At 68.0% G+C, this 26,597-nt stretch carries 27 protein-coding genes and 2 pseudogenes; 13 read left to right on the top strand and 16 right to left on the bottom strand.

Going from position 1 to position 26,597, the window contains the following annotated elements; all coding sequences use genetic code 11:
- Nucleotides 1-3: 3 nt before the first annotated feature.
- Complete coding sequence (gene ag85B / locus AC5Y4S_RS24275; protein WP_068138239.1) at nt 4-993, bottom strand: diacylglycerol acyltransferase/mycolyltransferase Ag85B; 990 nt, start codon at nt 991-993, stop codon at nt 4-6.
- A gap of 703 nt (nt 994-1,696) precedes the next feature.
- Here ag85B and AC5Y4S_RS24270 point away from each other — a divergent pair.
- Entirely contained in the window at nt 1,697-2,824 is a 1,128-nt protein-coding gene (locus tag AC5Y4S_RS24270; protein ID WP_500035145.1) for a DUF7159 family protein, read from the top strand.
- 14 nt (nt 2,825-2,838) lie between these two features.
- On the opposite strand, the gene AC5Y4S_RS24265 is transcribed toward AC5Y4S_RS24270, so the two are convergent.
- From AC5Y4S_RS24265 to AC5Y4S_RS24255, 3 genes are read right to left on the bottom strand one after another with little or no spacing between them, the layout of a single operon-like run.
- On the bottom strand, nt 2,839-3,378 hold the full coding sequence (locus AC5Y4S_RS24265) for a YceI family protein (RefSeq protein WP_500035187.1): 540 nt from the start codon (nt 3,376-3,378) through the stop codon (nt 2,839-2,841).
- 22 nt (nt 3,379-3,400) lie between these two features.
- Nucleotides 3,401-4,414, bottom strand: a complete 1,014-nt coding sequence (locus AC5Y4S_RS24260) for an alcohol dehydrogenase catalytic domain-containing protein (RefSeq protein WP_500035144.1) — start codon at nt 4,412-4,414, stop codon at nt 3,401-3,403.
- A 9-nt stretch (nt 4,415-4,423) separates the two neighbouring features.
- On the bottom strand, nt 4,424-5,701 hold the full coding sequence (locus AC5Y4S_RS24255) for a cytochrome P450 (RefSeq protein ID WP_231985435.1): 1,278 nt from the start codon (nt 5,699-5,701) through the stop codon (nt 4,424-4,426).
- A gap of 187 nt (nt 5,702-5,888) precedes the next feature.
- Between AC5Y4S_RS24255 and AC5Y4S_RS24250 the strand changes: the two genes are divergently transcribed.
- The 4 genes from AC5Y4S_RS24250 (at nt 5,889) to AC5Y4S_RS24235 (ending at nt 7,667) form a co-directional block, all read left to right on the top strand.
- Nucleotides 5,889-6,476: a dihydrofolate reductase family protein gene (locus AC5Y4S_RS24250; RefSeq protein ID WP_500035143.1), complete on the top strand. Its 588-nt coding sequence runs from the start codon at nt 5,889-5,891 to the stop codon at nt 6,474-6,476.
- A gap of 49 nt (nt 6,477-6,525) precedes the next feature.
- Nucleotides 6,526-6,924, top strand: a complete 399-nt coding sequence (locus AC5Y4S_RS24245) for a hypothetical protein (protein ID WP_500035142.1) — start codon at nt 6,526-6,528, stop codon at nt 6,922-6,924.
- Nucleotides 6,925-6,936: 12 nt separating this feature from the next.
- Nucleotides 6,937-7,227: a hypothetical protein gene (locus AC5Y4S_RS24240; RefSeq protein WP_500035141.1), complete on the top strand. Its 291-nt coding sequence runs from the start codon at nt 6,937-6,939 to the stop codon at nt 7,225-7,227.
- 206 nt (nt 7,228-7,433) lie between these two features.
- Entirely contained in the window at nt 7,434-7,667 is a 234-nt protein-coding gene (locus AC5Y4S_RS24235; protein ID WP_500035140.1) for an Rv1893 family protein, read from the top strand.
- A 17-nt stretch (nt 7,668-7,684) separates the two neighbouring features.
- Here the strand turns inward: AC5Y4S_RS24235 and AC5Y4S_RS24230 are convergent, their stop codons facing one another.
- Nucleotides 7,685-8,815 carry a nitronate monooxygenase gene (locus AC5Y4S_RS24230; protein ID WP_500035139.1) on the bottom strand — a complete coding sequence of 377 codons (1,131 nt, stop codon included), beginning with the start codon at nt 8,813-8,815 and terminating at the stop codon, nt 7,685-7,687.
- 114 nt (nt 8,816-8,929) lie between these two features.
- The gene (locus AC5Y4S_RS24225; protein WP_500035138.1) at nt 8,930-9,379 is read right to left on the bottom strand and encodes a hypothetical protein; all 450 of its coding nucleotides are present in this window, start codon (nt 9,377-9,379) and stop codon (nt 8,930-8,932) included.
- Between the two features lie 166 nt (nt 9,380-9,545).
- Between AC5Y4S_RS24225 and AC5Y4S_RS24220 the strand changes: the two genes are divergently transcribed.
- The 4 genes and pseudogenes from AC5Y4S_RS24220 to AC5Y4S_RS24205 all read left to right on the top strand — a co-directional run bounded on the left by AC5Y4S_RS24220 (nt 9,546) and on the right by AC5Y4S_RS24205 (nt 15,775).
- Nucleotides 9,546-11,231 (top strand): PE family protein, encoded by a 1,686-nt coding sequence (locus AC5Y4S_RS24220; RefSeq protein WP_500035137.1) that lies wholly within the window; start codon nt 9,546-9,548, stop codon nt 11,229-11,231.
- Between the two features lie 83 nt (nt 11,232-11,314).
- Nucleotides 11,315-12,674 (top strand): annotated as a pseudogene (locus AC5Y4S_RS24215) (HNH endonuclease signature motif containing protein).
- Nucleotides 12,675-12,780: 106 nt separating this feature from the next.
- Entirely contained in the window at nt 12,781-14,721 is a 1,941-nt protein-coding gene (locus AC5Y4S_RS24210; protein WP_500035136.1) for a flavin-containing monooxygenase, read from the top strand.
- 28 nt (nt 14,722-14,749) lie between these two features.
- Entirely contained in the window at nt 14,750-15,775 is a 1,026-nt protein-coding gene (locus AC5Y4S_RS24205) for an alcohol dehydrogenase catalytic domain-containing protein (protein WP_500035135.1), read from the top strand.
- A gap of 7 nt (nt 15,776-15,782) precedes the next feature.
- On the opposite strand, the gene AC5Y4S_RS24200 is transcribed toward AC5Y4S_RS24205, so the two are convergent.
- Together AC5Y4S_RS24200 and dtd are read right to left on the bottom strand one after the other, a co-directional pair.
- A complete protein-coding gene (locus AC5Y4S_RS24200) occupies nt 15,783-16,700 on the bottom strand; it encodes a class I SAM-dependent methyltransferase (RefSeq protein WP_500035134.1) in 918 nt (305 codons plus the stop codon).
- 47 nt (nt 16,701-16,747) lie between these two features.
- Nucleotides 16,748-17,179: a D-aminoacyl-tRNA deacylase gene (dtd, locus tag AC5Y4S_RS24195; protein ID WP_500035133.1), complete on the bottom strand. Its 432-nt coding sequence runs from the start codon at nt 17,177-17,179 to the stop codon at nt 16,748-16,750.
- A gap of 51 nt (nt 17,180-17,230) precedes the next feature.
- Between dtd and AC5Y4S_RS24190 the strand changes: the two genes are divergently transcribed.
- Nucleotides 17,231-17,536, top strand: coding sequence for an MTH1187 family thiamine-binding protein (locus AC5Y4S_RS24190; RefSeq protein ID WP_500035132.1), 306 nt, complete (start codon nt 17,231-17,233; stop codon nt 17,534-17,536).
- On the opposite strand, the gene AC5Y4S_RS24185 is transcribed toward AC5Y4S_RS24190, so the two are convergent.
- Both AC5Y4S_RS24185 and lipJ read right to left on the bottom strand, forming a co-directional pair.
- Nucleotides 17,533-18,030, bottom strand: coding sequence for a macro domain-containing protein (locus AC5Y4S_RS24185; protein WP_500035131.1), 498 nt, complete (start codon nt 18,028-18,030; stop codon nt 17,533-17,535). The two genes, AC5Y4S_RS24190 and AC5Y4S_RS24185, sit on opposite strands and share 4 nt — an antisense overlap.
- Nucleotides 18,031-18,034: 4 nt before the next feature.
- A pseudogene (gene lipJ, locus AC5Y4S_RS24180) lies at nt 18,035-19,398 on the bottom strand (bifunctional lipase/adenylate cyclase LipJ).
- 54 nt (nt 19,399-19,452) lie between these two features.
- Here lipJ and AC5Y4S_RS24175 point away from each other — a divergent pair.
- The gene (locus tag AC5Y4S_RS24175; RefSeq protein ID WP_500035130.1) at nt 19,453-20,742 is read left to right on the top strand and encodes a competence/damage-inducible protein A; all 1,290 of its coding nucleotides are present in this window, start codon (nt 19,453-19,455) and stop codon (nt 20,740-20,742) included.
- 2 nt (nt 20,743-20,744) lie between these two features.
- Here the strand turns inward: AC5Y4S_RS24175 and AC5Y4S_RS24170 are convergent, their stop codons facing one another.
- Complete coding sequence (locus tag AC5Y4S_RS24170) at nt 20,745-21,941, bottom strand: MFS transporter (protein ID WP_500035186.1); 1,197 nt, start codon at nt 21,939-21,941, stop codon at nt 20,745-20,747.
- A 131-nt stretch (nt 21,942-22,072) separates the two neighbouring features.
- Between AC5Y4S_RS24170 and AC5Y4S_RS24165 the strand changes: the two genes are divergently transcribed.
- On the top strand, nt 22,073-23,140 hold the full coding sequence (locus tag AC5Y4S_RS24165) for an amidohydrolase family protein (RefSeq protein WP_500035129.1): 1,068 nt from the start codon (nt 22,073-22,075) through the stop codon (nt 23,138-23,140).
- Between the two features lie 29 nt (nt 23,141-23,169).
- Nucleotides 23,170-23,562 carry a phage holin family protein gene (locus tag AC5Y4S_RS24160; RefSeq protein ID WP_500035128.1) on the top strand — a complete coding sequence of 131 codons (393 nt, stop codon included), beginning with the start codon at nt 23,170-23,172 and terminating at the stop codon, nt 23,560-23,562.
- Nucleotides 23,563-23,576: 14 nt separating this feature from the next.
- On the opposite strand, the gene AC5Y4S_RS24155 is transcribed toward AC5Y4S_RS24160, so the two are convergent.
- From AC5Y4S_RS24155 to AC5Y4S_RS24135, 5 genes are read right to left on the bottom strand one after another with little or no spacing between them, the layout of a single operon-like run.
- A complete protein-coding gene (locus AC5Y4S_RS24155; RefSeq protein ID WP_500035127.1) occupies nt 23,577-24,359 on the bottom strand; it encodes an enoyl-CoA hydratase/isomerase family protein in 783 nt (260 codons plus the stop codon).
- Entirely contained in the window at nt 24,356-25,336 is a 981-nt protein-coding gene (locus tag AC5Y4S_RS24150; protein ID WP_500035126.1) for an FAD-dependent oxidoreductase, read from the bottom strand. Before AC5Y4S_RS24150 ends, AC5Y4S_RS24155 begins: the two co-directional genes overlap by 4 nt.
- A 16-nt stretch (nt 25,337-25,352) precedes the next feature.
- Nucleotides 25,353-25,871 carry an Rv1352/Rv1906c domain-containing protein gene (locus AC5Y4S_RS24145; protein ID WP_500035125.1) on the bottom strand — a complete coding sequence of 173 codons (519 nt, stop codon included), beginning with the start codon at nt 25,869-25,871 and terminating at the stop codon, nt 25,353-25,355.
- Between the two features lie 33 nt (nt 25,872-25,904).
- The gene (locus AC5Y4S_RS24140) at nt 25,905-26,063 is read right to left on the bottom strand and encodes a DUF4262 domain-containing protein (protein WP_500035124.1); all 159 of its coding nucleotides are present in this window, start codon (nt 26,061-26,063) and stop codon (nt 25,905-25,907) included.
- Between the two features lie 24 nt (nt 26,064-26,087).
- Nucleotides 26,088-26,582 carry an SRPBCC family protein gene (locus tag AC5Y4S_RS24135; protein ID WP_068189461.1) on the bottom strand — a complete coding sequence of 165 codons (495 nt, stop codon included), beginning with the start codon at nt 26,580-26,582 and terminating at the stop codon, nt 26,088-26,090.
- Nucleotides 26,583-26,597 lie beyond the last annotated feature (15 nt).

Genomic DNA, 26,597 nt, shown 5'->3' with positions numbered 1-26,597 from the left:
TGGTTATCCACCGCCGCCGGGGGTCGCACCCAGGCTGCTCTGCAGGTCGGGCTTCATCGCGTTGAGCTGCGCTCCCCAGTACTCCCAGCTGTGCGTTCCGTAGGGCGGGAAGTTGAAGACGGCGTTGTGGCCGCCCGCGGCGTTGTAGGCGTCTTGGAACTTCTTGTTGACGCCGATCATGAAGTTGCTCTCGAGGAACGTGGCCGGCAAGTTGGCGCCACCCAGTTCGTTCGGGGTCCCGTTACCGCAGTACACCCAGAGCCGGGTGTTGTGCTCGACGAGCAGGTTGACGTTGACCAACGGGTCGTTGCGTTGCCACGCGGGGTCGTTGTCCGGCCCCCACATGTCTTCCTTCTTGTAGCCGCCGGCATCGCCCATCGCCAGGCCTATCCAGCCCTGCCCGGTGGACGGGCTGAGGTAGCCGGACAGCGAACCGGCGTAGACGAACTGGCCCGGGTGGTAGTTCGCCAGGTTCATCGCCGATGCACCGGCCATCGAGATGCCGACCGCGGCGCTACCGGTCGCCTTGACGCTCCGCTGCGACGACAGGTAGCCGGGCAGCTCGCTGGTCAGGAACGTCTCCCACTTGTAAGTCGAGCAGCCGGCCTTCCCGCACGCGGGGCGGTACCAGTCGGTGTAGAAGCTGGACTGCCCACCGACCGGCATGACGATCGACAGGCCGGACTTGTAGTACCACTCAAACGCCGGCGTGTTGATGTCCCAGCCGTTGTAGTCGTCCTGGGCACGAAGGCCGTCGAGCAGGTACACCGCGGGCGAGCCGTCTCCGCCGCTCTGGAATTGCACCTTGATGTTGCGGCCCATTGAAGCCGACGGCACCTGCAGGTATTCGACGGGCAGACCCGGGCGGGAGAACGCCCCCGCGGTCGCCGACCCCCCCACAAGACCGATCAGGCCCGGGAGGGTGGCAGCCGCCGCCGCACCGACCAAAAGCCGGCGCCCCCAGGCCCGGATCTTCTCGCTCACGTCTGTCATACCTGCCCCTGTCCGTGTCTGTGATCGCGATCTCAGGCAGGAATTTACCGGGTTATTAGACCAAATGTCGATCGGGACGCGATGGTGTCTCAGTTTCATATCGGTTTTCGTCCGAATTTCGCAAAGCGGATATGGCGATCGCACAGGCACAACTGCGGGAACCGCGCGACCGCCGGTTCGCGGCCGTTGTGCCGCAAACCCCGAGGCAGCCGGCCCTGACGAGAGCGGAGAGCCAGGGCAGCGGGTGGTATCCGACTTAAGAGATCGGGCGCCCGCGATCAGAAATAGCGACGTCGTTTTCCGGCGGGTGCGTGTGACATACTCCCGAGCCGGTCCGGAGTGTCGGAGTTGGTCGCCCACGCGTTCGATTGCGGACGGCGAATGCTCGACGGCCGGGCCGCGATAATTTTTTGGGGACGTAAATGGGCGGACCGGTTGAAACGCTGTGTGCCCGTCACCTGCCGTTTTCGCGGCCTGCTGGGAAGGGATCGCCGGCTTGGCCGCGTTCGCGTGCGGGTTTGACGGGGATTCGGAACCGGGGCGAGCCGATCTTGCGCGGACCGCGTAGGCTCTCACGGAGCAAGCCGATGGAGACCACGCAATCCCGGTCCGTTCCGGCCCTCACGAACCGCCGCACTAGCACTTTTTGGTGCGTGAGTGCGGCCGAGGGCTTCGGAGGTCCGGGACCGATTGAGGTGCAGACTTGGATACGGTACTGGGGCTATCGCTGACGCCGACCACCCTCGGGTGGGTCCTGGCCGAGGGACACGGCGCGGACGGCACGATCCTGGACCATCACGAGCTGAGCCTGCGCGCCGGCCGTGGCGCCCGAGCCCTGAGCACCGCGGAGCAAGCGGCGGACGAGGTGTTGCGGGTGGATGCGCGCGCGTCGGCCTGCGAACAGCGGGTGCGTGTCATCGGGCTCACCTGGAACGACGACGCGTCCGCGCAGGCGGCGCTGCTGTTGGAGGCCTTGACCGACGCCGGCTTCGACAACGTGGTGCCCGTCCGGCTGCTGGAGGCGGTCGAGACGCTGGCGCTCGCGATCGCCCCGGTTATCGGGTACGAGCAGACCGCCGTCTGCATCCTCGATCAGGACCGGGCCACGGTCGTCATGGTCGCCACCTACGAGGGCCAGACCCAGACGGCCGTCAAGCACGTGCGCGGCGGCTTCGACGGCCTGACTTCCTGGCTGAGCGGGATGTTCGAACGACCGACCGGCTGGCGGCCCGGCGGGGTGGTTGTCGTCGGCGGGGGCAGCGACGTCGACGGATTCTCCTGGCAGCTCGAAAAGACTCTGCCCGTACCGGTTTTCGCGCAGACGATGGCGCAGGTGACGGTGGCGCGCGGCGCGGCGCTGGCCGCGGCCCAAAGCACCGAGTTCACCGACGATCAACTGGTGGCGCACGCCGGTGAGCCCCCCGTCGCGCCCCAAGAACGGCCTCGCAGGCTGTCCTACGCCGGCGCCGTGACCGCGCTGGCCGCGGGAGCGATCACCTTCGTCTCGTCCCTGTCGCTCGCCCTGGGCATCCAGCTTGCCCCGGCCAGCGAGTCCGCGCCGGGCAAGCGGGTCGTGCATGCGCCGCCGCCGCAGATCGCCGAGGCCGTCGCGCCTGCCCCCGCTCCGCCCCCCGAGGCGGTTTCGCCTGCCCCGCAGTCGAAGACGCCCGCCGGCGAACCGGTCACCGAGTCGGGGTCCGGAGGGGAACAGCAAGGCGCTCCCGGCGAGCAGCAGCCGGACTCGAACGATCGTCAGCCGTACTTGACCCGGGTGCTCGAGCACATCCCCGGCGACGCCGGTGATGCGGCGCCGCACACCCCGACGCCGTAGCGCGGCGCCTGAACTCAGCCGTCTTTGGCGTGAACGGCGGTGAACGACACCGTCACCTCGTCGTCGACCCGGACCGAGCCCATCAGCAGCGAGTAGGGCTTGACGCCGTAATCGGTTTGGCGAACCCGCGATTCGACGGTCATCCGCCAGGCGTCGCCGAGATCCACTGTGCGCAAATCGATCACGTGTTTTCGGGACTGCCCGCGGATGTGCAGCTTTCCGCTGAGGCGGTACCCGTCGCCGCTCTTCTCGATGGTGTCCGCGTTAAATCGGATCTCGGGATAGCGGTTGGCGCCCAACGATTTCAGCGCATTGGATTTGACCACCGCTTTCTCCGGCCCGGACAGCCCCTTGACCCCGCCCTCGCCTCGCAGCACCTCGAACGAATCGACGTCCACGGTCAGCTCGGCGGTGACCGGTTCGCCCGAGGCCCAGGCCACGGTGGCCTCCCAGCGCGTCATCGCGATGGTGAGCCGATGACCCATTCGCGCCGCCCTACCCGCGACGCCGGTGCGGACCAGCAGCTCCCCGTCGGATGCGGTCAGGGTCCACAGGCCGGTCACAGCGCGCCCGTGGTCACATCGTCAAAACGGTGCGGTAGTGAGCGCGCCCCTGCTCCAAAGCCGCGTAGCCCTCGGCGGCCTGCGCCAGCGGTAGCTCCTCGATCCATGCCCTAACGCCCGACACAACGGCGAAATGCATAGTGTCTTCAACGTCTTTCGCGGTGCCGGAGGGATGCCCGACGATGCTGACCCCCGGTGTGATGAGCTGGATGGGACTGATCGGCAACGGTTCGGGCGTGACGCCGATGGTGACCAGCTCGCCTTGCGGCGATATCCCGCCGACGGTTGCCGCCATCGCCGGCGAGTTGCCCGCGGTCGCCAGCACGACCGCCGCCCCGCCCAGGGCCTTGAGCGCTTCGGCGGGATCCGCAGCGGTGGAGTCGATGTAGTGGTGGGCACCCAACTTGCGGGCATCCTCCTCCTTGCCCGCGCCGCGGGCGATCGCGATGGTCTCGAAACCCATCGCACGGGCGAACTGCACCCCGAGGTGACCGAGCCCGCCGACACCGAGGACGGCGACGCGGTCGCCGGGCAGCGCCTTGGTATGACGCAACGCGTTGTAGGTGGTGACGCCGGCGCAGCCCATCGGCGCGGCTTCCGCGTCGGACAGCCCCGCGGGTATCCGGGCGAGCGCACTGCCCGGGACGGTCACGGACTCCGCGTACCCGCCCGGATATTGGTAGCTCGGGACCTTCCCGTTCTCGCAATGAATGAAGTGGCCTTTCCGGCACTCGTCGCAGTGGTAGCAGCACCCGCCGAACCACCCGACCGCGACGCGATCGCCCACCTCGAAACCCTCGACACCCGAGCCGAGCTCGGCGATCGTTCCAGCGATTTCGTGCCCAGGCGTCAGCGGCCACGTCATGCCCGGGAAGCCGCCCGCGACGAAGTGTGCGTCGGTGCCGCAGATCCCGCACGCGGTGACCGTCAGCCGCGCCTCACCGGGGCCCGGCGGCTGGGTTTCGACATCGACCAGTTCTAGCGGTGCGCCGGCGGACTTGACGTGAACAGCTCGATGGGTAGCCATGCGTTGAGGCTAGTGCGCGGCAGGTGATTTCGCGCCGTCGGTGTGGTAGTCGACCTGCCAGTGCTTGATCCCGTTGAGCCATCCCGACCGCAGCCGCTCGGGCTTGCCGATCGATTCCAGGTTCGGGATGCCGTCGGCGATCGCGTTGAACATCAGGTCGATCGTCATGCGCGCCAGGTTGGCCCCGATGCAGTAATGCGCACCGGTGCCACCGAATCCGACGTGCGGGTTGGGGTCGCGCAGGATGTTGAAGGTGAAGGGGTCGTCGAACACGTCCTCGTCGAAATTGGCCGAGCGGTACACCATGACCACCCGCTGACCCTTCTTGATCTGCACGCCGGACAGCTCGTAGTCCTCCAGCGCGGTGCGCTGAAACGACGTGACGGGGGTGGCCCACCGCACGATCTCGTCGGCCGCAGTGCCGGGGCGTTCCCTTTTGAACAGCTCCCACTGGTCGGGGAAATCGGTGAAGGCCATCATGCCCTGGGTGATCGAGTTGCGGGTGGTCTCGTTGCCGGCCACCGCCAGCAGGATCACGAAGAAGCCGAACTCGTCGTCGGAGAGCTTGTGGCCGTCGATGTCGGCCTGCACCAGCTTGGTGACGAGGTCGTCGCCCGGGTTCTTCGCCCGGTCGGCAGCCATCTGCATGCCGTACGTGATGAGTTCGACCGAAGCGGTGATGGCGTCATTGTTCGCGAACTCGGGGTCCTGGTCACCCACCATCTCGTTGGACCAGTGGAAGAGTTTTTTGCGTTCGTCCTGTGGCACACCCATCAACCCGGCGATCGCCTGCAACGGCAGCTCGCACGACACCTGCTCGACGAAGTCGCCGCGACCCTCGGCGGCCGCTTCCTCGACGATGCGCCGGGCGCGATCGGCCAGGTCGTCGCGCAGGCGCTCAATGGCGCGCGGCGTGAAGGCCCGCGAGATGATCTTGCGCAGCCGGGTGTGCTGCGGCGCATCCATGTTGAGCAGGACGAATTTGCCCCGTTCGACCTGCTCGCCGACCGTGCCGTCCTTGTAGCGCGGCAGGGCGGTCTTCTGCAGGCTGGAGAAGACGTCGCTGCGCAGCGAGATTTCCTTGACGTCCTTGTGCTTGGACACCACCCAGAACCCGCCGTCGTCGAAGCCGCCGGCCCCGATCGGCTGTTCGTTCCACCAGATCGGCGCGGTTCGGCGCAGCTCGGCCAGCTCTTCCACCGGCAGCCGCTCGGCATGGATGTCCGGGTCGGTGAAATCGAATCCGGGCGGCAGATTCGGCTCGGTGGTCGTCTTCGATGCTGACAAGGTCCGCTCCTTCATACGAAGTCGTCTAGTCGTCTTCTTTGTGCCAAATAAACCACTGCTACACCACCGTTGGGAAGGATTGCGGCAAGATCGCCAGGCCGAATTGCAACGTGTTCACCGCCGATGAGTTTCCCGCGCGCCACCGGTCTGTATCGGTACGAGAGACCGACCGACCGAGAGGGAGCACATGCGCATCGTTGCCAGCCACTTCATGAGCCTGGATGGGGTCGTCCAAGCCCCGGGCGGCCAGGGCGAGGACAGCGACGGGGGATTCGCACACGGCGGTTGGTCGATGCCGTACTTCGAACCCGAGACCATGGGACCGGCCGTCTCCGAGCTGCTGGCGGAGACCGACGCGCTGCTGTTCGGCCGTCGCACCTGGCAGACGATGGCCGCCGCCTGGCCGAGCCGGGCGGGTGACCCGTTCGCCGACCGGATGAACGAGATCCCGAAGTACGTGGCGTCCCGGACCCTTACCCAGGGCGATCTCGACTGGCCGGGCTCGACCCTGCTGCCCGCCGACGACGTGATCGGCGCGATACGCGAGCTGCGCGCACGCGACGGCCGGTCGCTGCAGGTGATGGGCAGCGCGTCGCTGGTCGCGCAACTGATCGAGCATGACCTGGTCGACGAATACCGGCTGATGCTCGAGCCGATCCTGCTCGGCGGCGGCAAGCGGGTGTTCCCCGCCGATGGGCGGGCCCGAGCGCTCGAGCTCGTCTCGGCTACGACGACCGGGACGGGGGTGCTGATCTGCACCTACCGGCGTCTTTGACCGGCGGATATGCTTTGGTCCTGGTCATCGGCGACAGGTGGGGTGGAACATGATTCGGGAACTGCTCAGCGCCGCTTCGATAGCGGGCATCACGATCGGCATGGCGCCGTGCGCCGCCGCAGGTTACGACGGCGACGTGCCGAACATGAATTACGACGCCTCGCTGGGCGCGCCCTGCGACAACTACGAGCGCTTCATCTTCGGGCGGGGCCCCAGCGGGCAGGCCGAGGCGTGCCACTTCCCGCCGCCGAACCAGTTCCCGCCGGCCACCATCGGCTATTGGGTCATCTCCTACCCGCTGTACGGGGTGCAGCAGGCCGGCGCGAGGTGCCCCGGCCCGCAGGCGGCCGCACAGTCGGAGCGCGGCCTGCCCATGCTCTGCCTCGGCGATCAAGGCTGGCAAGAGGGATGGTTCACCGGGGCGGGATTCTTCCCCCCATCGTCATGACCGGCTGATGCGATGAGCCAGACTCGGTCCCCCGAAGCTCCCGTCCCGCGCTGGCTGCGCTTCGTCCTCGCGTCGGATCGCGCGGGCTCCGCCTGGTACGTCGGGACCGGCTTCTTCTTCGCGCCGGTGCTCGCCGTGCTATCGCCGTGGCCCGCGGTCACCGCCGTGCTCTGGGGAGTCATCGCGTTAGCCGGATTATGGCTGGGCCTCCTTGGTATCGCGATGGCCGTCGGGCTGGCGCGGATACTGCGGTCCGGCACCGAGATCCCCGAGGATTACTGGCGCACCCTGGTGAACTACTAGAGCCGATGGTGGCGACCCGCAGCGCCCGGCTACGCCGCGCTCGCGATCGCCACGAGAGCCGATGGTGGCGACCCGCAGCGCCCGGCTACGCCGCGCTCGCGATCGCCACGAGAGCCGATGGTGGCGACCCGCAGCGCCCGGCTACGCCGCGCTCGCGATCGCCACTAGAGTCGTTCCCAAAGGCTCTGCGACAAAAGGAGATTCCGATGGGCTTCAATCCGAAAGACGCAGTCGACGCCGCCCGCGACATCGCCACCAACGCCGTCGAAAAGGCTTCCGACATCGTCGAACACGCCAGCGACATGATCCGGGGCGATATTGCGGGCGGCGCGAGCGGCATCGTCCAGAACTCGATCGACATCGGCACCTACGCGGTGGACCGGACGAAAGAGGTGTTCACCGGGCCCGCTAGGGACGAAGTCGACGAAGTCGACGAGTAGCCGCCAAACAGCCGCCGTCAGACGGCGGCGGCGGCGTTCAGCTCGTCCAGTCTGTTGGTCGACTCCAGGTATTCCTGCACCCACCGCTCGATGACGGTCGACGTCTTTTCCACCTTGTTGAACTGCCCGACGACCTGACCGACCGGGTTGAACGCGACGTCGACCGTCTCGTTCGGGTATTTGTTTGTGGCCCGCACGGCCATGCCGGAAACCATGTATTGCAACGGCATTCCGAGCGGCTTGGGGTTGTCCGGCTGCTCCCATGCCTCGGTCCAGTCGTTGCGCAGCATCCGGGCCGGCTTGCCGGTGAACGAACGGCTGCGCACGGTGTCGCGGCTGGACGCCTTGGCATATGCGGCCTGCTGAACGGGGGTGTTCGAAGCTTCCTCGACCATCAGCCACTGCGAACCGGTCCACGCGCCCTGGGCCCCGAGGGCCAAGGCAGCGGCGATCTGCTGACCACTGCCGATCCCGCCCGCCGCGAGCACCGGCACCGGCGCCACCTCCTTAACGACCTGGGGCCACAACACAATGGAGCCCACCTCGCCGCAGTGGCCGCCGGCCTCGCCGCCCTGGGCGATGATGATGTCGACCCCGGCGTCGGCGTGCTTGCGGGCTTGCGACGGTGAGCCGCACAGCGCGGCCACCTTGCGGCCGGATTCGTGGATGTGTTTGATCATGTCGGCCGGGGGGGTGCCCAGCGCGTTGGCGATCATCGCCACCTTCGGGTGTTGTAGCGCGACTTCGACTTGCGGGGTGGCGGTCGCCTCGGTCCAGCCGAGCAGTTGCAGGGTGTCCTCGTCGGCGTGATCGACCGGCACACCGTGATCGGCCAGGATCTTCTTCGCGAAGTCCAGGTGCTCCTGCGGCACCATCTTGCGCAGCGTGTCGGCCAGCTCCTCGGCCGAGAGGTGCGAGTCCATGCCCTCGTACTTGTTCGGGATCACGATGTCGACGCCGTAGGGGTGGTCGCCGATATTGTCGTCGATCCAGTTGAGCTCGATCTCCAGCTGCTCGGGCGTGAAGCCCACGGCGCCGAGCACGCCGAAACCACCGGCCTTGCTGACAGCCACCACGACGTCGCGGCAGTGGGTGAAGGCGAAGATCGGGAACTCGATGCCGAGTTCGTCGCAAATCGCGGTGTGCATGCCTACTCCTGGAAGCTTGACCGATGCGAAAGGAACTGAAACGTGTTCTAGTTTAGTACGGACGCGGTTGACGTGGCCAGCCGCCCCCGACCAGCGCGCGGTCACTACGACGTATCAGGTGGTCCACAGGATCACAAATGCCAGCATCCCACCGAAGCAGACCAGGTGGTCGCGGCAGATCGCTCGCGCCAGCCGGGTTTGTTCGGCCGGACCGTCCGCACGGTACCCGAGCCGAACGGCGGCGGGGACCGTGCGTGTCAGCGCCAGCGCCATCGGGACACCCGCGAGCGCCGCGGAGATTGCCAGCAGCCACCCGGGGTCATGTCCCCGGGCGGCCTGAAAGCCCAACGCCGCCAACAAGATCAGCATGACCGAGGCGATCAACCGGCTCATCGGTCGCGACGTGGTGGTCGCGCGATGGTAATAGCCCGCGATCGAAGCGAGCACCGGCTCGGGCAATTCGTCACCCGCGCTTCGATTTTGAAGAACCTGGAAGTCGAAAATCAGGTCCATCCACAAAACGGCGAGCAGAAATCCACCGCAGCCAGCGAGTAACGGGGCCATGACGCTCGTTACCTCCGGTTCGCCTAAACACCGCAAATTCGGGGTTGATTTATTGTTGCGCGCTTGGCTGCGGCTGGGAAACAGCTTTGAATTGTTGTAACCACGCCTAATTAGGCACCCGAAGGGCCTACGATCCGCTTGTCGGGGGCGACCTGGAGGTTGTCGGATGTCGTTTGTAGTTGCAGTGCCGGACGCGGTGTCGACCGCGGCGGAGAATTTGGCGGGCATCGGTTCATCGCTGGGCACGGCCAATGCCGCTGCGGCGGCCAACACCACCGGCCTGCTGACCGCGGCAAGTGATGAGGTGTCGACCGCGATCGCCTCCTTATTCTCCAATCACGCCGTCCAATACCAGGCGCTCAGCGCTCAGGCGGCGGTGTTTCACAATCAATTCGTCGAGCTCCTTCAGAGCGCCGGCGGCGCCTACGCGGCAACCGAGGCGGCCAGCGCGAACCCGCTGCAGCCCATCCTGCAAGCGATCAACACCCCGACCGAGCTGCTGCTGGGCCGCCCGCTGATCGGCCCCGGCACTGACGGCGCGCCGGGGACCGGGGCGCCGGGCGGTCCGGGCGGGCTCTTGTTTGGTCGCGGCGGCAACGGTGGCTCGGGTAGTGCGACCGGGCAGGCTGGCGGCGCCGGCGGCCCCGCAGGCCTCATCGGGCGCGGTGGGGCCGGCGGGACCGGTTCTCCCGGCTTCAATGGCGGTGCCGGCGGCACCGGCGGGTGGCTGTGGGGCAACGGCGGCGCCGGCGGGATGGGCGGGACCGCAACGTTGGGCAACATCGGCGGTGACGGCGGTGCCGGCGGCAACGCGTTCCTGATCGGGTCTGGCGGCGCCGGCGGGACCGGCGGGGGCAGCGGGAACATCCCCGCCAGCTTCGGCGGTGCCGGCGGCGCCGGCGGTCAGTCCGGCTTCCTCTCGGGTATCGGCGGAGCCGGCGGGGCCGGCGGCACCGCCACCTCCGCCGGGGGCTTCGGGGGTCAGGGTGGCGCCGGTGGCGCCGGAACCGGCCTCCTCACCGGCTTCGGCGGCGCCGGCGGCGCTGGCGGCGACGCCACCGGTCTTACGGGTACCGGCGGCGCAGGCGGCGCCGGCGGCCAGGGCTTCGCCCGCATCCCGTTTGGGATCGACTTGAGCATGGGCGGGGCCGGCGGCGCGGGTGGCGGCGCTACCGGCGTCGGAGGTACCGGAGGCATCGGCGGCGCGGGCGGCGCCGCCGCCTCCAGCGGCTTCTTCGGAATCGACTTGGCCCAGGGAGGTGCCGGCGGCCTTGGCGGCACCGGTGCCGCTACCGGTGGCGCGGGCGGTGCCGGCGGCGCCGCCGGTGCCCCCGACTTCATCGGCTTCGCCGCCACCATCGGCGGTAACGGTGGGGCTGGCGGTGCCGTCACCGGCCCCGGGTTCGGCGGGGCCGGTGGGGCCGGCGGTGAGTCGGCGGCGATATTCGGCATCGCCGGTGGCGGTGCGGGCGGGGCCGGCGGCGCGGCGCCCCTTGGCAACGGTGGCGCCGGCGGGGCCGGCGGCCTGGCCGGCGCGCTGGGGGGCGTCATAGGCGGTAACGGCGGGAACGGAGGCGCGGCTCCCAACGGCAACGGCTTCAACAACGGCGGCGACGGCGGCGCCGCCCTCGGGTTCTTCGGCCAAGGCGGCACCGGCGGCAACGCCGGCACGGGCGGCGGCCCTGCCAACGGCGGCAACGGCGGCAGCGCCGTGGTGACAATGGGCGGCTCCACCACCCCCTCAATATTCGGTTTCGGCGGCAACGGCGGCAACGGAAGCGCCACCGGGCACGGCGGCACCGGTGGCCTCGGCGGCTTCTTCGGGGCGCCCGGCAAGAACGGCACTCCCTAGCTGTTGAAATCCCTTGCACCACTTTGGTTTCAGGGGTCACATCGGGACGGTTTTTGTCGGTAGCCGTTCATACGATTTGAGGTATGGGCGCGAGCAGTCGTGAGGAGATCGTCGAGGTTTTCGACGCGCTCGATCACGACCTGAAACGCTTGTGCGATTTGTCTTTTGACGTATTGACCACCCCCGGAACGACTCCGGGTCCTCGAGCGGGTGGAAGCCGCGGCGCGCCGGCTGCGCGCCCCGCAGCACACGCTGATCAATCACCTCGCCGCCCAGGCCGGCGCCGAAGAACTCGGCGACACGCTGCGCGGCGCGCTGGCCGACCGGCTGCGCATCACCAAGGCTGAGGCGTCTCGGCGCATCGACGACGCCGCCGACCTCGGGGAGCGTCGGGCGTTGACGGGGGAAGCGTTGCCCCCGCAGCTGGCGGCGACCGCCACCGCAGTCCGCGACGGGCGCATCGGCGATGCGCATGTGCGGGTGATCCGCAGCTTTTTCGCCCACCTGCCCGCCGAGGTCGACCTGGGCACCCGGGAAGCCGCCGAGGCCGATCTGGCCGGCAAGGCCCGCGACTATCGCCCCGACGAGTTGGCCCAATACGCCAAACGGATCATGGACTGGCTACACCCCGACGGCGACTTCAGCGACGCCGAACGGGCCCGCAAACGCGGCATCACTTTGGGCCACCAGGACTTCGACGGCATGTCCCGCATCACCGGCCTGATCACCCCCGAATTACGCGCCGCGATCGAAGCGATGCTGGCCAAGCTGGCCGCCCCCGGCACCGCCAACCCCGACGACCCCACCCCGGTGCTCGACGCGGACCCCGACCAGGACGCGGTGCGCCGCGACACCCGCTCGGCCGCCCAGCGCAACCACGACGCGTTTGCGGCCGCGCTGCACGCCCTGTTCACCACCGGAAAGCTGGGCACCCACAACGGCCTACCCGTATCGATCGTCGTCACCACGACGCTGCAGGATTTGGAGGCCGCCACCGGCAAGGCCCTAACCGGCGGCGGCACCCTGGTGCCGATGTCCGACGTGATCCGCTGGGCCGCCCACGCGCATCACTATCTGGCGATCTTCGATCGGGCCAAGCCGCTGGCTTTGTATCACAGCAAGCGGCTGGCCACCCCCGCCCAGCGCCTCATGCTCTTCGCCCAACACCGCGGCTGCACCAAACCCGGCTGCACCGCCCCGGCCTATCACAGCCAGGTCCACCACACCCGCGGCTGGACAACCACCCACCGCACCGACATCGACGACCTCACCCTGGCCTGCGGACCCGACAACCGCCTCGCCGAACAAGGCTGGACCACCCGCACCAACGCCCACGGCGAAACCGAATGGATCCCCCCACCCCACCTCGACCACGGCCAACCCCGCACCAACCCCTACCACCACCCCGAACGATTCCTCCGCAACACCGACGACGACCCGTAGCGGCTCTTGATCGTCTCCGGCGTCACGCGGTAGCGTGGTGCTGCCAATTACGAAACCGCGCGTAGCGTAATTCCCGGCGCCCCGTCCAGCGGAAGGAATCGGCTTGATGCGCAGCCGTTACGCCGGCCGTCCGTTCACCACTTCGACGGCCGAAATCGCGGCCGCGCTCGAGGATGTCAGCATCCCGACGCTGCTGCTTTCGCTCGTCCACATCACCGGCGATCCGCGGTTCATCCGAGACTTCAAGCCCATGGGGATCTTCCTCAACGAGGTCCAGGGGTTCATGTCGGAGGAGGACAAGGCCCGGGCCCGCGCGGCAGCGCTGCCGGTGATCACCGACTACCGAGACCGGGGTTGCCCCGAGCCCGAGCCGCTGAGCCTCGAACTCATTCGGGAGATGATGGACTGGGCCGCCTGCGAACACGTCACCGACGATTACCTGCCGCTGATCCTGGAGGAAATGGATCTGGAGGGCGTCGACCCCCGTCGCCCAACAGCCCTGCCGGCACAATCCGCCGCCGAGCTCCCCGTCCTGGTGGTCGGCTGCGGCGAGTCGGGCATCCTCGCCGGAATCCGCCTGAAACAGGCCAACATCCCGTTCACCATCGTCGAAAAGAACGCCGGTCCCGGCGGAACGTGGTGGGAGAACAGCTATCCCGGCGCCCGCGTTGACGTCGCAAACCATTTCTACTGCTACAGCTTCGAGCCCAACAACGACTGGACTCACTTCTTTGCCGAGCAGCACGAGCTGCAGGACTATTTCACCGAGGTGATGAACAAGCACGACCTGTCCGAGCACATCCGGTGGAACACCGAGGTACTCGCAGCCGAATGGAACGACGACGACGGCACCTGGAGCGTCTCCGTCCGCAGCGCCGACGGCGAGACGAGCACACTCACCGCGCGGGCCGTCATCACCGCCGTCGGGCAACTGAACCGGCCCCATCTCCCCGAGTTCGAGGGGGCCGACAGCTTCGAGGGACCCTCATTTCACTCCGCAGCATGGGACCACTCGATCGACCTGACGGGCAAGCGGGTCGCGCTGATCGGGGCGGGCGCCAGCGGATTTCAAATCGCGCCCGCGATTGCCGACCAGGTCGAGAGCCTGACGGTGTTCCAGCGGACGGCGCAATGGATGTTCCCCAACACCATGTACCACGACGAGGTCGGAGACGGCGTGCGCTGGGCGATGCGTCATCTGCCGTTCTACGGCCGTTGGTATCGGTTTCTCGTGCTGTGGCCCGGCGCCGACAAGGGCCTGGACGCCGCGGAAGGCGATCCGAACTACGCCGACCAGGACTACGCCGTCAGCGACATCAACGCCGCCGCACGAATGATGTTCTCGCAGTGGATCACCAGTCAGGTCGGCGAAGGCTCGAACTCCCAAGAGCTGCTGGACAAGGTGCTGCCCGATTACCCCGCCACAGGCAAGCGGACCCTGCAGGACAACGGCAGCTGGCTGCGGACGCTGCGACGGGACAACGTCGAGTTGGTGCGCACACCGATCCGGCAGATCACACCGCACGGCATCGTCACCGAGGACGGCGCGACGTACGACGCGGACGTGATCGTCTATGCCACCGGGTTCCGGCACACCGATGTGCTGTGGCCGCTGAAGGTACGGGGACGCAACGGGATTGACCTGCATGAGATGTGGGGGAGCCGCCCGTACGCCTACTTGGGCATCACGGTGCCGGGATTCCCGAACTTCTTCATCATCTACGGCCCCGGCACCCACCTCGCCCACGGGGGCAGCCTGATCTTCCAATCCGAACTGCAGATGCGCTACGTCGACCAATGCCTCAGGCGGCTGGCCGAGCAGAACCTGCATTCGGTCGAGCCGAAGGCCGAAGCCGCCACCGCTTGGCACGAGCGGACACAAACGCAGATCAAGAAGATGGTCTGGTCGCACCCGGCGGTCAAACACTCGTACTTCAAGAACGCCGACGGCGAGATCCACACCGTCAGCCCGTGGCGCCTCAACGAGTACTGGGCCGCGGTGCGCGAGCCCGACTGGTCGCAATTCGTTGTGCGAGAAACAGAGTGAGTGCGAGAGGGAAAGTGAGCACACCACCATGCGTACGGTAGTCGTCGACGGACCCCGCAACATCCGGGTCGAGACCCGCCCCGATCCCACGCTTCCCGGCCCCGACGGGGCCATCGTCGAGGTCACCGCCGCGGGCATCTGCGGATCGGATCTGCACTTCTACGAGGCCGATTTCACCATGCCCGATCCGATCGCGCTGGGCCACGAGGCCGTCGGCACGGTCGTGGAGGTCGGACCCGAGGTGCACACGGTCAAGGCGGGCGACCAGGTCATGGTGTCGTCGGTGACCGGCTGCGGCCACTGCCCGGGGTGTGCCACCCGCGATCCGGTCATGTGCTACTCCGGGTTTCAGATCTTCGGCGGCGGCCTGCTCGGCGGGGCGCAGGCCGATCTGCTCGCCGTGCCCGCCGCCGACTTTCAGCTGCTGCGGACGCCCGATGGGATCAGCACCGAGCAGGCGCTGCTGCTGACCGACAACCTGGCGACGGGCTGGGCCGCCGCCCAACGCGCCGACATTCCCTACGGCGGCACCGTGGCCGTGATCGGCCTGGGCGCGGTCGGATTGTGCTCGCTGCGCAGCGCGCTTTTCCAAGGCGCGGCAACGGTTTTCGCCGTCGATCAGGTCGATGGCCGGCTGGATCGCGCCGCCCGGTGGGGCGCCACGCCGATCAAGGCGCCCGCGGTCGAAGCGATCCTCGCGGCGACGGGCGGCCGGGGCGCCGACGCGGTGATCGACGCCGTCGCCACGGACGCGTCGCTGACCGACGCGCTCAACGCGGTGCGGGCGGGAGGCACCGTCTCGGTGGTGGGCGTGCACGATATGAATCCGTTTCCGCTCAACGCGCTCGGCTGCCTGATTCGCAGCATCACCCTGCGGATGACCACGGCGCCCGTCCAGCGGACCTGGCCCGAGTTGATCCCGCTGCTGCGGTCCGGCCGGCTCGACGTCGACGGAATCTTCACCACCACACTGCCGTTGGACGAGGCGGCCAAAGGCTACGCGACCGCCGAGGCGCGCTCCGGTGACGAGGTGAAGGTCCTGCTAACGCCCTAGTCCCGGCTTAGGCCGAGCGCGTCGCCGTGATGTATTGCGAGTGCATGAAAGCGTCGATCTTAACGTCGACCTCCGGCGGGGTCAGCCCGTAGCCGGCCTGCAGATCCAGCGTGTTGCGGACCGGTTCGACGGCCCAGCCGTGCTCGGCGAGCCACTCCGCCGGGTCGGATTTGGGTTCGTAGGTGAGGGCGGAGAAGTCGACGTCGCCGGACATGTTGACCCCGGGATGGTCGGCCTCCAGGGCGGCGAGCTGCTGGCGGTCCAGCCGCGATCCCAGCGCTCCGATGGCGATTCGGCTTCCCGGCGCGCTGAGCCCGCTGATGCGGGTGAAGAGCGTGTTCTGGGCTTCGTCGGTGAGGTAGGGCAGCACTCCCTCCACCGACCAGGCGCTCGGTGTTTCCGTGTCGAAGCCGGCCTCTTCCAATCGCCGCGACCAGTCGGTGCGCAGGTCGGCTCCGACCTCGATCCGGCGGGCCTTGGGCGTCGCGCCCTGCTCGTCGAGCACGCGCGCCTTGAATTCGAGGACCTTCGGCAGATCGACCTCGAAAACCGTTGTGTCATCCGGCCATTCGAGGCGATAGGCCCGCGAATCCAATCCGGCAGCGACGATCACCGCTTGCCGAATGCCCGCGTCACCCGCTGACACGAAGAAGTCGTCGAAGAACCGGGTCTGCACGCCATACAGGCGCGGAAAGGCCGTCTCGTCGTCCGAGGTTCCCGGATTGGCGAGCACGCCCGCCAGATACGGGTCCTGCGAGGCGGCGATGAACGCCTTCGCGTATTCGTCTCGGACCAGCGGTTGGGGGCTCACGGCGTGCAGCGCCCGCCACCCCGCCACCAGCAGCGCGGTGTAGCCCACGCCGCTGACGATGTCCCACTGGTCGTCGTCGGAACGAAGCGACCCGAACTCAGGTGTCGTGCTCATAGCGGATTCAGCCCTCCCGACTCACCAACCTACCTGCGTGGGCACCGTCAAAGTTCCAAAGCAACCGTGACCGGGCCGTCGTTCACCAATTCGACTTGCATGTGCGCGCCGAACACGCCGGTCTGCACCTCGGCGCCCAGCGCCCGCAGCGCCTCCGCGAACGCCGTCACCAGCGGTTCGGCGACCCCGGCGGGCGCGGCGGCGTTCCACGACGGGCGCCGGCCCTTCGCGGTGTCGGCGTACAGGGTGAACTGGCTGACCACCAGGATCGGCGCGTTGACATCCGCCGCGGACCGTTCGTCGGCGAGTATGCGCAGATACCAGAGCTTTTCGGCCAGCCGCCGCGCCTTGTCGGGGTCGTCGCTGTGGGTGACGCCGACGAACGCCAGCAAGCCCTGGCCGTCCGGCCGGACGGCTGCCACCACCCGGCCGTCGACCGACACCGACGCCGACGAGACCCGTTGCACCAGAACCCGCATGGCCCTCGATGCTGCCAGGCTTGCCGCGAAAAGGTTGGGTAGGCTCGGCACGTGTCCGTGCTGGTCGCGTTTTCGGTCACCCCGCTGGGCGTCGGAGAGGGCGTCGGCGAGATCGTTGCCGACGCGGTCCGCGTGGTTCGCGAGTCCGGGCTGCCCAACAAGACCGATGCCATGTTCACCGTGATCGAGGGCGACAGCTGGGGGGAAGTGATGGCCGTCGTGCAGCGCGCCGTCGAGGCGGTGGCCGCCCGCGCGCCGCGGGTCAGCACGGTGATCAAGGCGGACTGGCGGCCCGGCGCACGCGACGCGATGACGCAGAAAGTCGCCACGGTCGAGCGTTATCTCTCCGACGGTTAGGCCTGCTGTACCGCGTCGCGGAACGCCCGCTCGGCCGCCTCGCCGTGGACCGCGAACACCACCTTCTCCAAGGAGCTCGCCCGGTGCCCACGGACGACGTCGACCATCAGCCGCGCCGCGTCTTCGAGCGGGAACCCGCCGACGCCGGTGCCGAACGCCACCAGGGCCAAGGAGCGGCAGCCGAGTTCGTCGGCCTTGCGCAGCGTGGAATCCGTGGCGCGGGAGATGATGTCGGCCGAGGTCGGGCCGCCGAGTTCCATCGTCGCCGCGTGGATCACGTAGCGCGCCGGCATGTCGCCGGCGGTGGTTTCGACGGCTTCGCCGAGCCCGATCGGCGCTTTCTCGGTCGACTCACGCTGTACCGCGGGTCCGCCGGCGCGGGAGATGGCCGCGGCGACACCGCCGCCGTGCCGCAGTTGGGTGTTGGCCGCGTTGGTGATCGCGTCGACCTCGAGCTTGGTCACGTCGGCTTGTACTACCTCTAGCTCGATCATCGGCTCATTGTCGCTCGCGGACCAACAAGTAGAGCCGCCACAAGTCCGGCACACCTTTGAGCTCATGCTCACCGCGCGCTGCGAACTGGCGCCCGGAGCCGGCGACGATGTCGCGCACCGTCGAGGACACCAGCACCTCGCTCGGTCCGGCCAGCGCCGAGACGCGCGCACCGATGTGTACGGACAGTCCGGCGACGTCGTTGCCGCGAACCTCTATCTCGCCCGCGTGAATGCCGACCCTCACCTCGACACCGAGCACACGCACCGCGTCGACGACGGCCTCGGCGAACGAAATTGCGGCACTGGGACTCGCAAACGTCGCGAGGAATCCGTCACCGGCCCTGTTCCTTTCGGTCCCACCGAATCGCGTGATTTCCCGGCGGACCGCGGTGTCGTGCCGGTCGAGCAGATCCCGCCAGCGTTGGTCGCCGAGCTCCGCGGCGCGCACGGTGGCGCCGACGATGTCGGTGAACACGATGGTGGTGAGCACGCGCTCGCTGTCCGAGCCCCCGCGGACACCGGTGATGAACTCCTCGATCTCTGCGAGCATCGCCCCGGCGTCGCCGACCCAGTACAGCGAATCTTCGCCCGGCAGTTCGACATAGCGCGACCCCGCGATGTGCTCCGCGAGATAACGACCGTTGTCCGCCAAGATGAATTTCACGCGATCTCGGTGCAAGACAAGGGTCTTCACGCCGATGCGCGGGAGCGTGTCGCGTACGTCGCTCTCGGTCACGACCTTGCTCACGGCGCGCGCCATGCTCGGCGACGCAGCGCGGTTGCCGGCGATGTCCCACCACGCGCGAAACGCGTCGTCGCGGGCGACGCTGGGCGCGATGATTCCCAGCACGTCGACCCCTGTTCAACCGCGTCGGGCTCGATCGCGACGGACGTGAACGGGTCGGTGGCGCTGGGCCGAGCCCCGACGGGGTAATCGGGTGCCCAGAGCACCCGCGCCGTGCCGTTGATGATCACCAGGCTGCGCACCCGGTCGGGGTAGTCGGCGGCGAGCACCAGCCCGCTCATCGCGTTGTAGCTTGTCGCGAGAATGGACGCCTGCTCGGAGCCGACCGCATCCATCACCGCGATCGCGTCCTCGGCCCAGAACTTCGGCCCGATCATCTCCAGCGAGGGGACTCGCGACGACAGACCCATCCCGCGGAAATCGAAGCGGATCACGCGGCTGAACGACGCCAGACGCCGGTAGAAGCGGTACAGCGAGGGTTCGGCGTCGATGGAGTCGATCGGTATCGATGGCCCGGCCAGCAAGACCAGATCGACCGGGCCTTCCCCGAAGACCTGGTAGGCGATGTCGATATCACCGCATCTGGCGTAGCGAATCCGCGGTGCCGCAGACGTCCCGGCCACGGCCTCAGGCTAGTTCAGTCAACCGGCCGACGGCACGCCAGTAGGCTCAACCCGGTGAGCGCACGCGCGGGCATTGTCGTCACCGGAACCGAAGTCCTCACCGGGCGCGTCCAGGACGCAAACGGCCCCTGGCTCGCCGATCGCCTCCTCGAGCTGGGCGTCGAGCTGGCGCACATCACCATCTGCGGCGACCGCCCTGCCGATATCGAGGCGCAGCTGCGTTTCCTGGCCGAGCAGGGCGTGGACCTGATCGTCACCAGCGGCGGCCTGGGCCCGACGGCCGACGACATGACCGTCGAGGTGGTGGCGCGCTTCTGCGGCCGCGACTTGGTGCTCGACGAGGCAACCGAGAACAAGATCGCCGAGATCCTCAAGAAATTGATGGCCCGCAATCCCGCGTTCCAATCCGCTCTGGATCCCGGCACTTTCGAGTCCATCAGGGCCGCCAACCGCAAACAGGCGATGATCCCCGACGGCGCGCAGGTGCTCGACCCGGTGGGCACGGCACCGGGCGTAGTGGTGCCCGGCAAGCCGACGGTCATCGTGCTTCCGGGACCGCCGCGCGAGCTTCAGCCCATGTGGCACACGGCAATTGAGACGCCCGCGGCGCAGGAGGCGATCGCCGGCCGAACGACCTACCGCCAGGAGACGATCCGGATGTTCGGGCTGCCCGAGTCGGGGCTGGCCGAAACGCTGCGCGACGCCGAGAAATCCGTTCCCGGCTTTGACCGCCTGGAGATCACCACCTGCCTGCGCCGCGGGGAGATCGAAATGGTCACCCGCTACGAGCCGGACGCCGCGGACGCCTATGCGCGCCTGACCGAGGTGCTGCGCGAGCGGCACGGACGGCAGATCTACTCCGAAGACGGCTCAGGGGTCGACGACCTGGTGGCGCGGTTGCTGCAGGGCCGCTGGATAGCGACGGCGGAATCCTGCACCGCGGGCCTGTTGGCGGCGCGGCTGACCGACCGGGCCGGTTCCTCGGACTACGTGGCCGGCGGCGTGGTGTCCTACTCCAACGACGCGAAGGCGCAGCTGCTCGGCGTGGACCCGGCCCTGATCGAGAAGCACGGCGCGGTGTCCGAACCGGTGGCCGAGGCGATGGCGCAAGGCGCGCTCAAGCGCTTCGGTGCGGACACCGCCGTCGCGATCACCGGGATCGCCGGCCCGGGCGGGGGAACCCCGGAAAAGCCCGTCGGCACAGTCTGTTTCACAGTGATGCTCGCCGATGGCGGCGCCGATACACGAACGCTGCGGCTGCCCGGCAACCGTTCCGACGTCCGTGAGCGGTCGACGACGGTGGCGATGCACCTGCTGCTGCGAATGCTGAGCGGCGCCGAATAGCCTCACGTCATTTCGGTTGGCAGGAACGCGCTTTCGGAGGTGCCGAACCGAATCCCCGTGGCATCCTTGCCGATCAGCGTCAGGAAGGCCACGGCGATCAGCACCGGCACGATCGTCGCCGCCAGCGCGAAGGGGTAGCCGTGCGACTCGGCCAGGTGTTCCTGGATGGGCAGGTTGAACGCGGCCAACAGGTTCCCGAGCTGGTAGGTCACGCCGGGGTAGAGACCGCGGATGGCGTCCGGGGACATCTCGGTGAGATGAGCGGGGATCACTCCCCACGCGCCCTGCACGCACAGCTGCATCATGAACGAGCCGAGGCACAGCATCGCCGCGCTGTGCGAGTAGGCGAACAACGGCACGATCGGCAGGCCCAGCAGCGCGCAGAAGATGATGGTGTAGCGGCGGCCGAACCGCTGCGACATCGTGCCGAAGAACAGCCCGCCGACGATGGCGCCGATGTTGTAGACGATGACAATCCACTTGACGGTCGCGCTGGGCAGGCCGGCGCCGTGATTGCCCGTGGCGCCCAGGAAGGTGGGGTAGACGTCCTGGGTGCCGTGGCTCATCCAGTTGAAGGCGGTCATCAGCAGGACCAGGTAGAAAAATCGGCGGATGATCGCGCCGTCGCGCAGCACGTCGCGGATCCTGGTGCTGGTGAGCCGCATCTGGTCCTGCGCGGCCTCCCAGACCTCGGACTCCTCGACTCGGTACCGGATGATGAGGCTGATCAGTGCCGGGATGATGCTCAAGGCGAACAGCCAGCGCCACGACAGCCCCAGCCAGTTCATCACCAGCAGCGACGCGACGCTCGCCAGCAGGTAGCCGAACGCGTAACCCTCTTGCAGCAGACCAGAAAAGAACCCGCGCCGCTCCACGGGAACCTTCTCCATGGCCAGCGCGGCCCCCAGCCCCCACTCACCGCCCATGCCGATGCCGTACAGCAGCCGCAACACCACCAGGACGGTGAAATTGGGGGCGAACGCGCACAGGAACCCCACGATGGAATAGAACGTCACGTCGACCATCAGGGGGAGGCGCCGCCCGACGCGGTCGGCCCACAGCCCGAACAGCAGCGCGCCGACGGGGCGCATGATCAGGGTGGCCGTGGTGACGAACGCGACCTCCGCCTTGCTGATGTGGAACGTCTTGGCGATGTCGGCGTAGACGAGCACGACGATGAAGTAGTCGAAGGCGTCCATCGTCCAGCCCAGCAATGCCGCGACGAACGAATTCCGCTGATCGGGGGTCAACTTCTGCCGAGAGGGTTGTGTTGTCACTTCAGCATCGTTGCAGTACCGGGCGGCGATGCGCGAGAGTAAGTTCCGGATACATGCGAATCATCGATGCCGATGGACACGTCGCCGAGAACTCCTCGCTGGCGATCGAAGCGATCAAACGCTGGCCTGACCACGTCCGGCCCAGCACGGACGGGCGGCTGCGGTTGATGTTCGAGGGCCGCAACTATCCGGAGGACGAGGGCCCCGGTGCGGGTTGTCCGCCCGAACACGGGATCAGCAAGGCACCCGACATCAATTGCCGCACACCGGAGGGGGTGCTGGGCGACGCCGACCGCGATCACATCGACACGATGGTGCTGTATCCGAGCATGGGCCTGTGCGCACCCAGCCTCGAGGACCCGGAATTCGCCGCGGGATTCTCGCGGCTCTACAACCAGTGGATCGCGGATTACTGCGCGTCATCGCAAGGCCGGTTGCTCGGCGTCGCCGTTACACCGATCGAGCACGGCCAGGCGGCGATCGACGTTATGACGGAAGCCAAAGAACTCGGGCTGGTGGCGACGCTGGTCCCGCCGGCGCTCAAGACCCGCAACCTCGACCACCCCGACCTCGATCCGTTCTACGCCGCCGCCGTCGAACTCGGGATGCCGCTGGGCGTTCACGGTGCCCCCGGCATCCATCTGCCGAAGATCGGCGTGGACCGCTTCACCAATTACATTCAGGTGCACTGCATCAGCTTTCCCTTCGACCAGATGACGGCGATGACCGCGATGGTTTCCGGCGGCGTCTTCGAGCGGCATCCCCAGCTGCGGGTCGCCTTCCTCGAGGCGGGCGCGGGGTGGGTCCCGTTTTTCATCGATCGCCTGCACGAGCATTACGAGAAGCGGGGCGACTGGGTCGAGCGCGGCTGGCGTCGCGATCCGCACGAGTACCTGGCCGCCGGCAACATCTTCGTGACGTGCGAGCCGGAGGAACCGATCCTGCCCGGCGTGATCGACGTGCTCGGCGCCGACTTCATCATGTTCGCCAGCGACTACCCGCACTGGGACGGCGAATGGCCGGAGAGCACGAAGCACCTGCGGACCCGTGCGGACATCAGCGAGGAGGCACGCGAAAAGATCGGCGGCCTCAACGCGCAGCGCTTCTACAACCTGAACTAAACCGCCCGCCGGGTGGCAGGATCTCCCGCATGGGACCCTTTCTGCTTCGCGCAGCGCTGACCAGCATCGCAATGTGGATCGTCACCCTCTTCATGCACGGGATGAGATTCGTCGGCGGCACCACCACGTTGCAGACGGCCGGCATCATCTTCGTCGTCGCGGTGATCTTCGGTCTGGTCAACGCGTTCATCAAGCCGGTCGTCCAGATCCTGTCGATTCCCCTCTACATCGTGACCCTCGGGCTCTTCCACATCGTGATCAACGCGTTGATGTTGTGGATCACTGCGTGGATCACCTCGCACACCACCCACTGGGGACTGCAGATCGACCATTTTTGGTGGACGGCGATCTGGGCCGCCATCCTGCTGTCGATCGTGAGCTGGGTGCTGTCCCTGGTGATCCGCGACGTCACGCGCGGCTAAGGGCGCCTAAACCTTCACCGGGCCCGCCAGCGCGGCGGTCGCTTCTCGGCGAACGCGCGCGGCCCCTCCTTGGCGTCCTCGGTCTCGAAAACCCGGTCGCTGTGCCGGGTTTCGTTGTCGTAGGCCGACTTCAGATCCAGCGCCAGGCCTTCGACGGCCGACTGCTTCGTCGCGAACACCGCCAGCGGCGCGTTCGCAGCGATGCGCTCCGCAAAGTCGTAGGCGGTGTCCATCAGTTGATCCGCCGGGACCACCCGGTTGATCAGTCCCATGGCAAGGGCCCGTTCGGCGTCCACCATGTCCGCCGTCAGCAGCAGCTCCATCGCCAACGGGTAGGGCAGCTGGCGCGGCAGCCGCACGGTGCTTCCGCCGCCGGCGAACAGGCCGCGCTTGGGCTCCATCACCGCGAAACGCGCGTCGGGGACGGCGACGCGAATGTCGGTGGAGGTCAGCATCTCGAAGCCGCCTGCGACGCATGTCCCGTTCACGGCGGCGACGATCGGCTTGTACACGGGGAACCGATGCAGGACGGCGTGGATGGCGTCGTCCTTGTTCCACCCCTCTGGCCTGGGCAGGTCACCGGTGAGTTCGGGGATGAACTTCTTGAGGTCGGCGCCCGTGCAGAAGTCCCGGCCGACGCCGGTGATTACCGCCACCCAGGCCCGTTCGTCGTCGCGGAACGCCGCCCACGCGTGGGCCAAGTCACGAAAGTGCGCCATATCCAACGAGTTTCGCGTCTCCGGGCGGTTGATCGTGATGGTGGCGATGTGGTCATCCAGCCGGTAGTCGATGCTCACCGCGCGACCCCGTCGACCAGACGCACGACGTCGCGCGCGCAACCCCACGACAGGGTCACGCCGTTGCCGCCGTGGCCGTAGTTGTGGATGCACCGGGCCCGCCCGAGCGACTCGGCTTCCACCCGTACCGACGGCCGGTCCGGGCGGAGCGCGGTGATGGTCTCGATCACCTCGACGTCGCCGAGGCGTGGCTCGATCCGGCGGCAGCGTTGGAGGACGCGGTCGGTCACCTCGGGGTCCGCGGTGGTGTCCCAGCGGTCGGCGATGCTGATGCCACCGCACACCACCCGCTGCGGGTGCGGGAAGAAGCAGGTCCACTCCGGTGCCTGGTTCAGCTCGATAAATAGTTGCTGCAGGCCGGGATTCGCCAGCACGACGTGCTGGCCGAACCGCGGCCGCACGGTGTCGTCGCCCGTCAGCGCTGCGGCGCCGAGGCCGGCACAGTTGACGACGATCGGTGCGGCGTCGGCGGCCTCCGCCAACGACCCGACCGGGCGCTCCTCGATTGCGCAGCCGGCCGCGGCCAGGCGCCGGGTCAGGTAATCGAGGTATTGCGGCATGTCGATCATGGGCATCGTGGCGCGGAAGCCGGCGCCGAAGCCCGCCGGGACGTCGGCCGGGTCGGCCGGCCGCAGGTCGGGGATCAGCTCGGCCGCCGGCGCGGCCGCCTCGGCGCCGATGAATTCCCCGACGGCCAGCGCCGGTGCCATGCGAACGCCGGTGCCCGGGTCGCAGGCCAGTTCGCGGAACACCCGAAGGGAGTGCTCGCTCCAACCCAGGGTCGCCGCGGCGCGTTCGGCGGGCCGTGGGGGAGCCCACACCGCGCCGGCGACCGCCGAGGTCGTCCGTTGTGGCATCGCGGCCGCCCACACCCGCACCGGCCAGCCCGCTTCGGCCAGGCAGATCGCCGACGTCAAACCGCTGACGCCGGCGCCGACGACGACGATCTCCTGTGGGTCACCCGCCTCACTTGCCAACGGCCGCGGTCTCCCGTCAGGAGTGGGGGGGTTGCGGGCCGTTCTGGCCGCCGAGCAGCCCGTTGAGGATGCCGAGAGTGCCTTGCACACCGGCGGGCGGTGCGCTGGGAGGCAGTGCGGCGTCGGGGGTCAGCTGCCAGGGCTGGCAGCCCGTCGTCTTGAACGACTTGTCGCCCGGGTCGATCTGCACTACCTGGGGCTTCTTGCTCATGGCGTTGTCGACGAGGTTGCCGTCGGGGTTACTCGTCCGCTTCCAGTAACAGGTGCCCTCGCCCACAGGCCCCGCCGAGCTGTAGATGCCTGGCGCGATGTCCGTGCCCACCGCGTAGGTGCCGTCGTGGTCGATCGTCGTCTTCGGCGCCGATGCAGGTGAGGCGCCCGGCGAAGGCGATGGTCCGGGTGAGGCCGTCGGCGACGGCGGTGGCGTCGGCTCGGGATCGGCGCCGGCGACAGCGGCGGATGCCGCCCAGCCCGCAAGCAGCAGCCCGGCGGCGACAACCCGTGCCGAAACCGGTGCGCCTGCTTTGAACCACATAGAACGTCAGCGTACCGGGGCGAGCACTCCATTTCACATTTCTGTTGTCGCGTGCACGCCGATCGCCGCCTGGGTGCCGCGTCCGCCGTCGAAGCCCGCAGCCCACGGCCAGCGACCGTGCGAGTCCACCCACACCACCTGCAGCGCGGTCACCTGGTCGCCGAAGATTGCGCCGGCGAAAATCAGATACACGTCGGGGTGCTCGACGGCGGCCGATTACGTCAGCCGACGCACCTTCCCCGCGTAGCCCAGCGCATGCTCGTACACCTCGAGGTTGTCGCGAGAAATCCTCGCGTGCACGGGGCGTTCCAGGAAGAAGCGCAGCACCGGGTTATAGGCGTGGTAGGTCTCGTGGAAGGTCAGCACGGTCGTGCCGTCGGGCTGCTCCTCGAGTTCGTGATAACCCTCCGCGCGCGACCACAATGGCGCGCCGACGGCCACATAGCGCGACAGCTTGTTGATCTCGGCCTCGGTCACGCTCTCCCAGGACCGCCCCTTGCCGCCGGACAGCAGGTATTTGGGAACCGGGAAGACGCACGTGCGCACCAGGCCCTCGCCGGCCTCGTTGCCTTCGTTGAGGATCTCCATGCTGCCGGTGGGCCAGGTGAGGACCCGCGGCCGCGGCGCGTCGGGCGGCGCCGGCGGGTGAAGCACCCGCCACACCTTTTTCGGCGGCGCGTCGACGTGGAATCGCACGGTGTAGGACTGCATCAGTTCGCTCCAACC

It is taken from the genome of Mycobacterium sp. NGS64, from assembly GCF_059812245.1.
The sequence above is the reverse complement of the archived record's forward strand: the minus strand, read 5'-3'. Positions and strand labels throughout refer to the sequence as shown.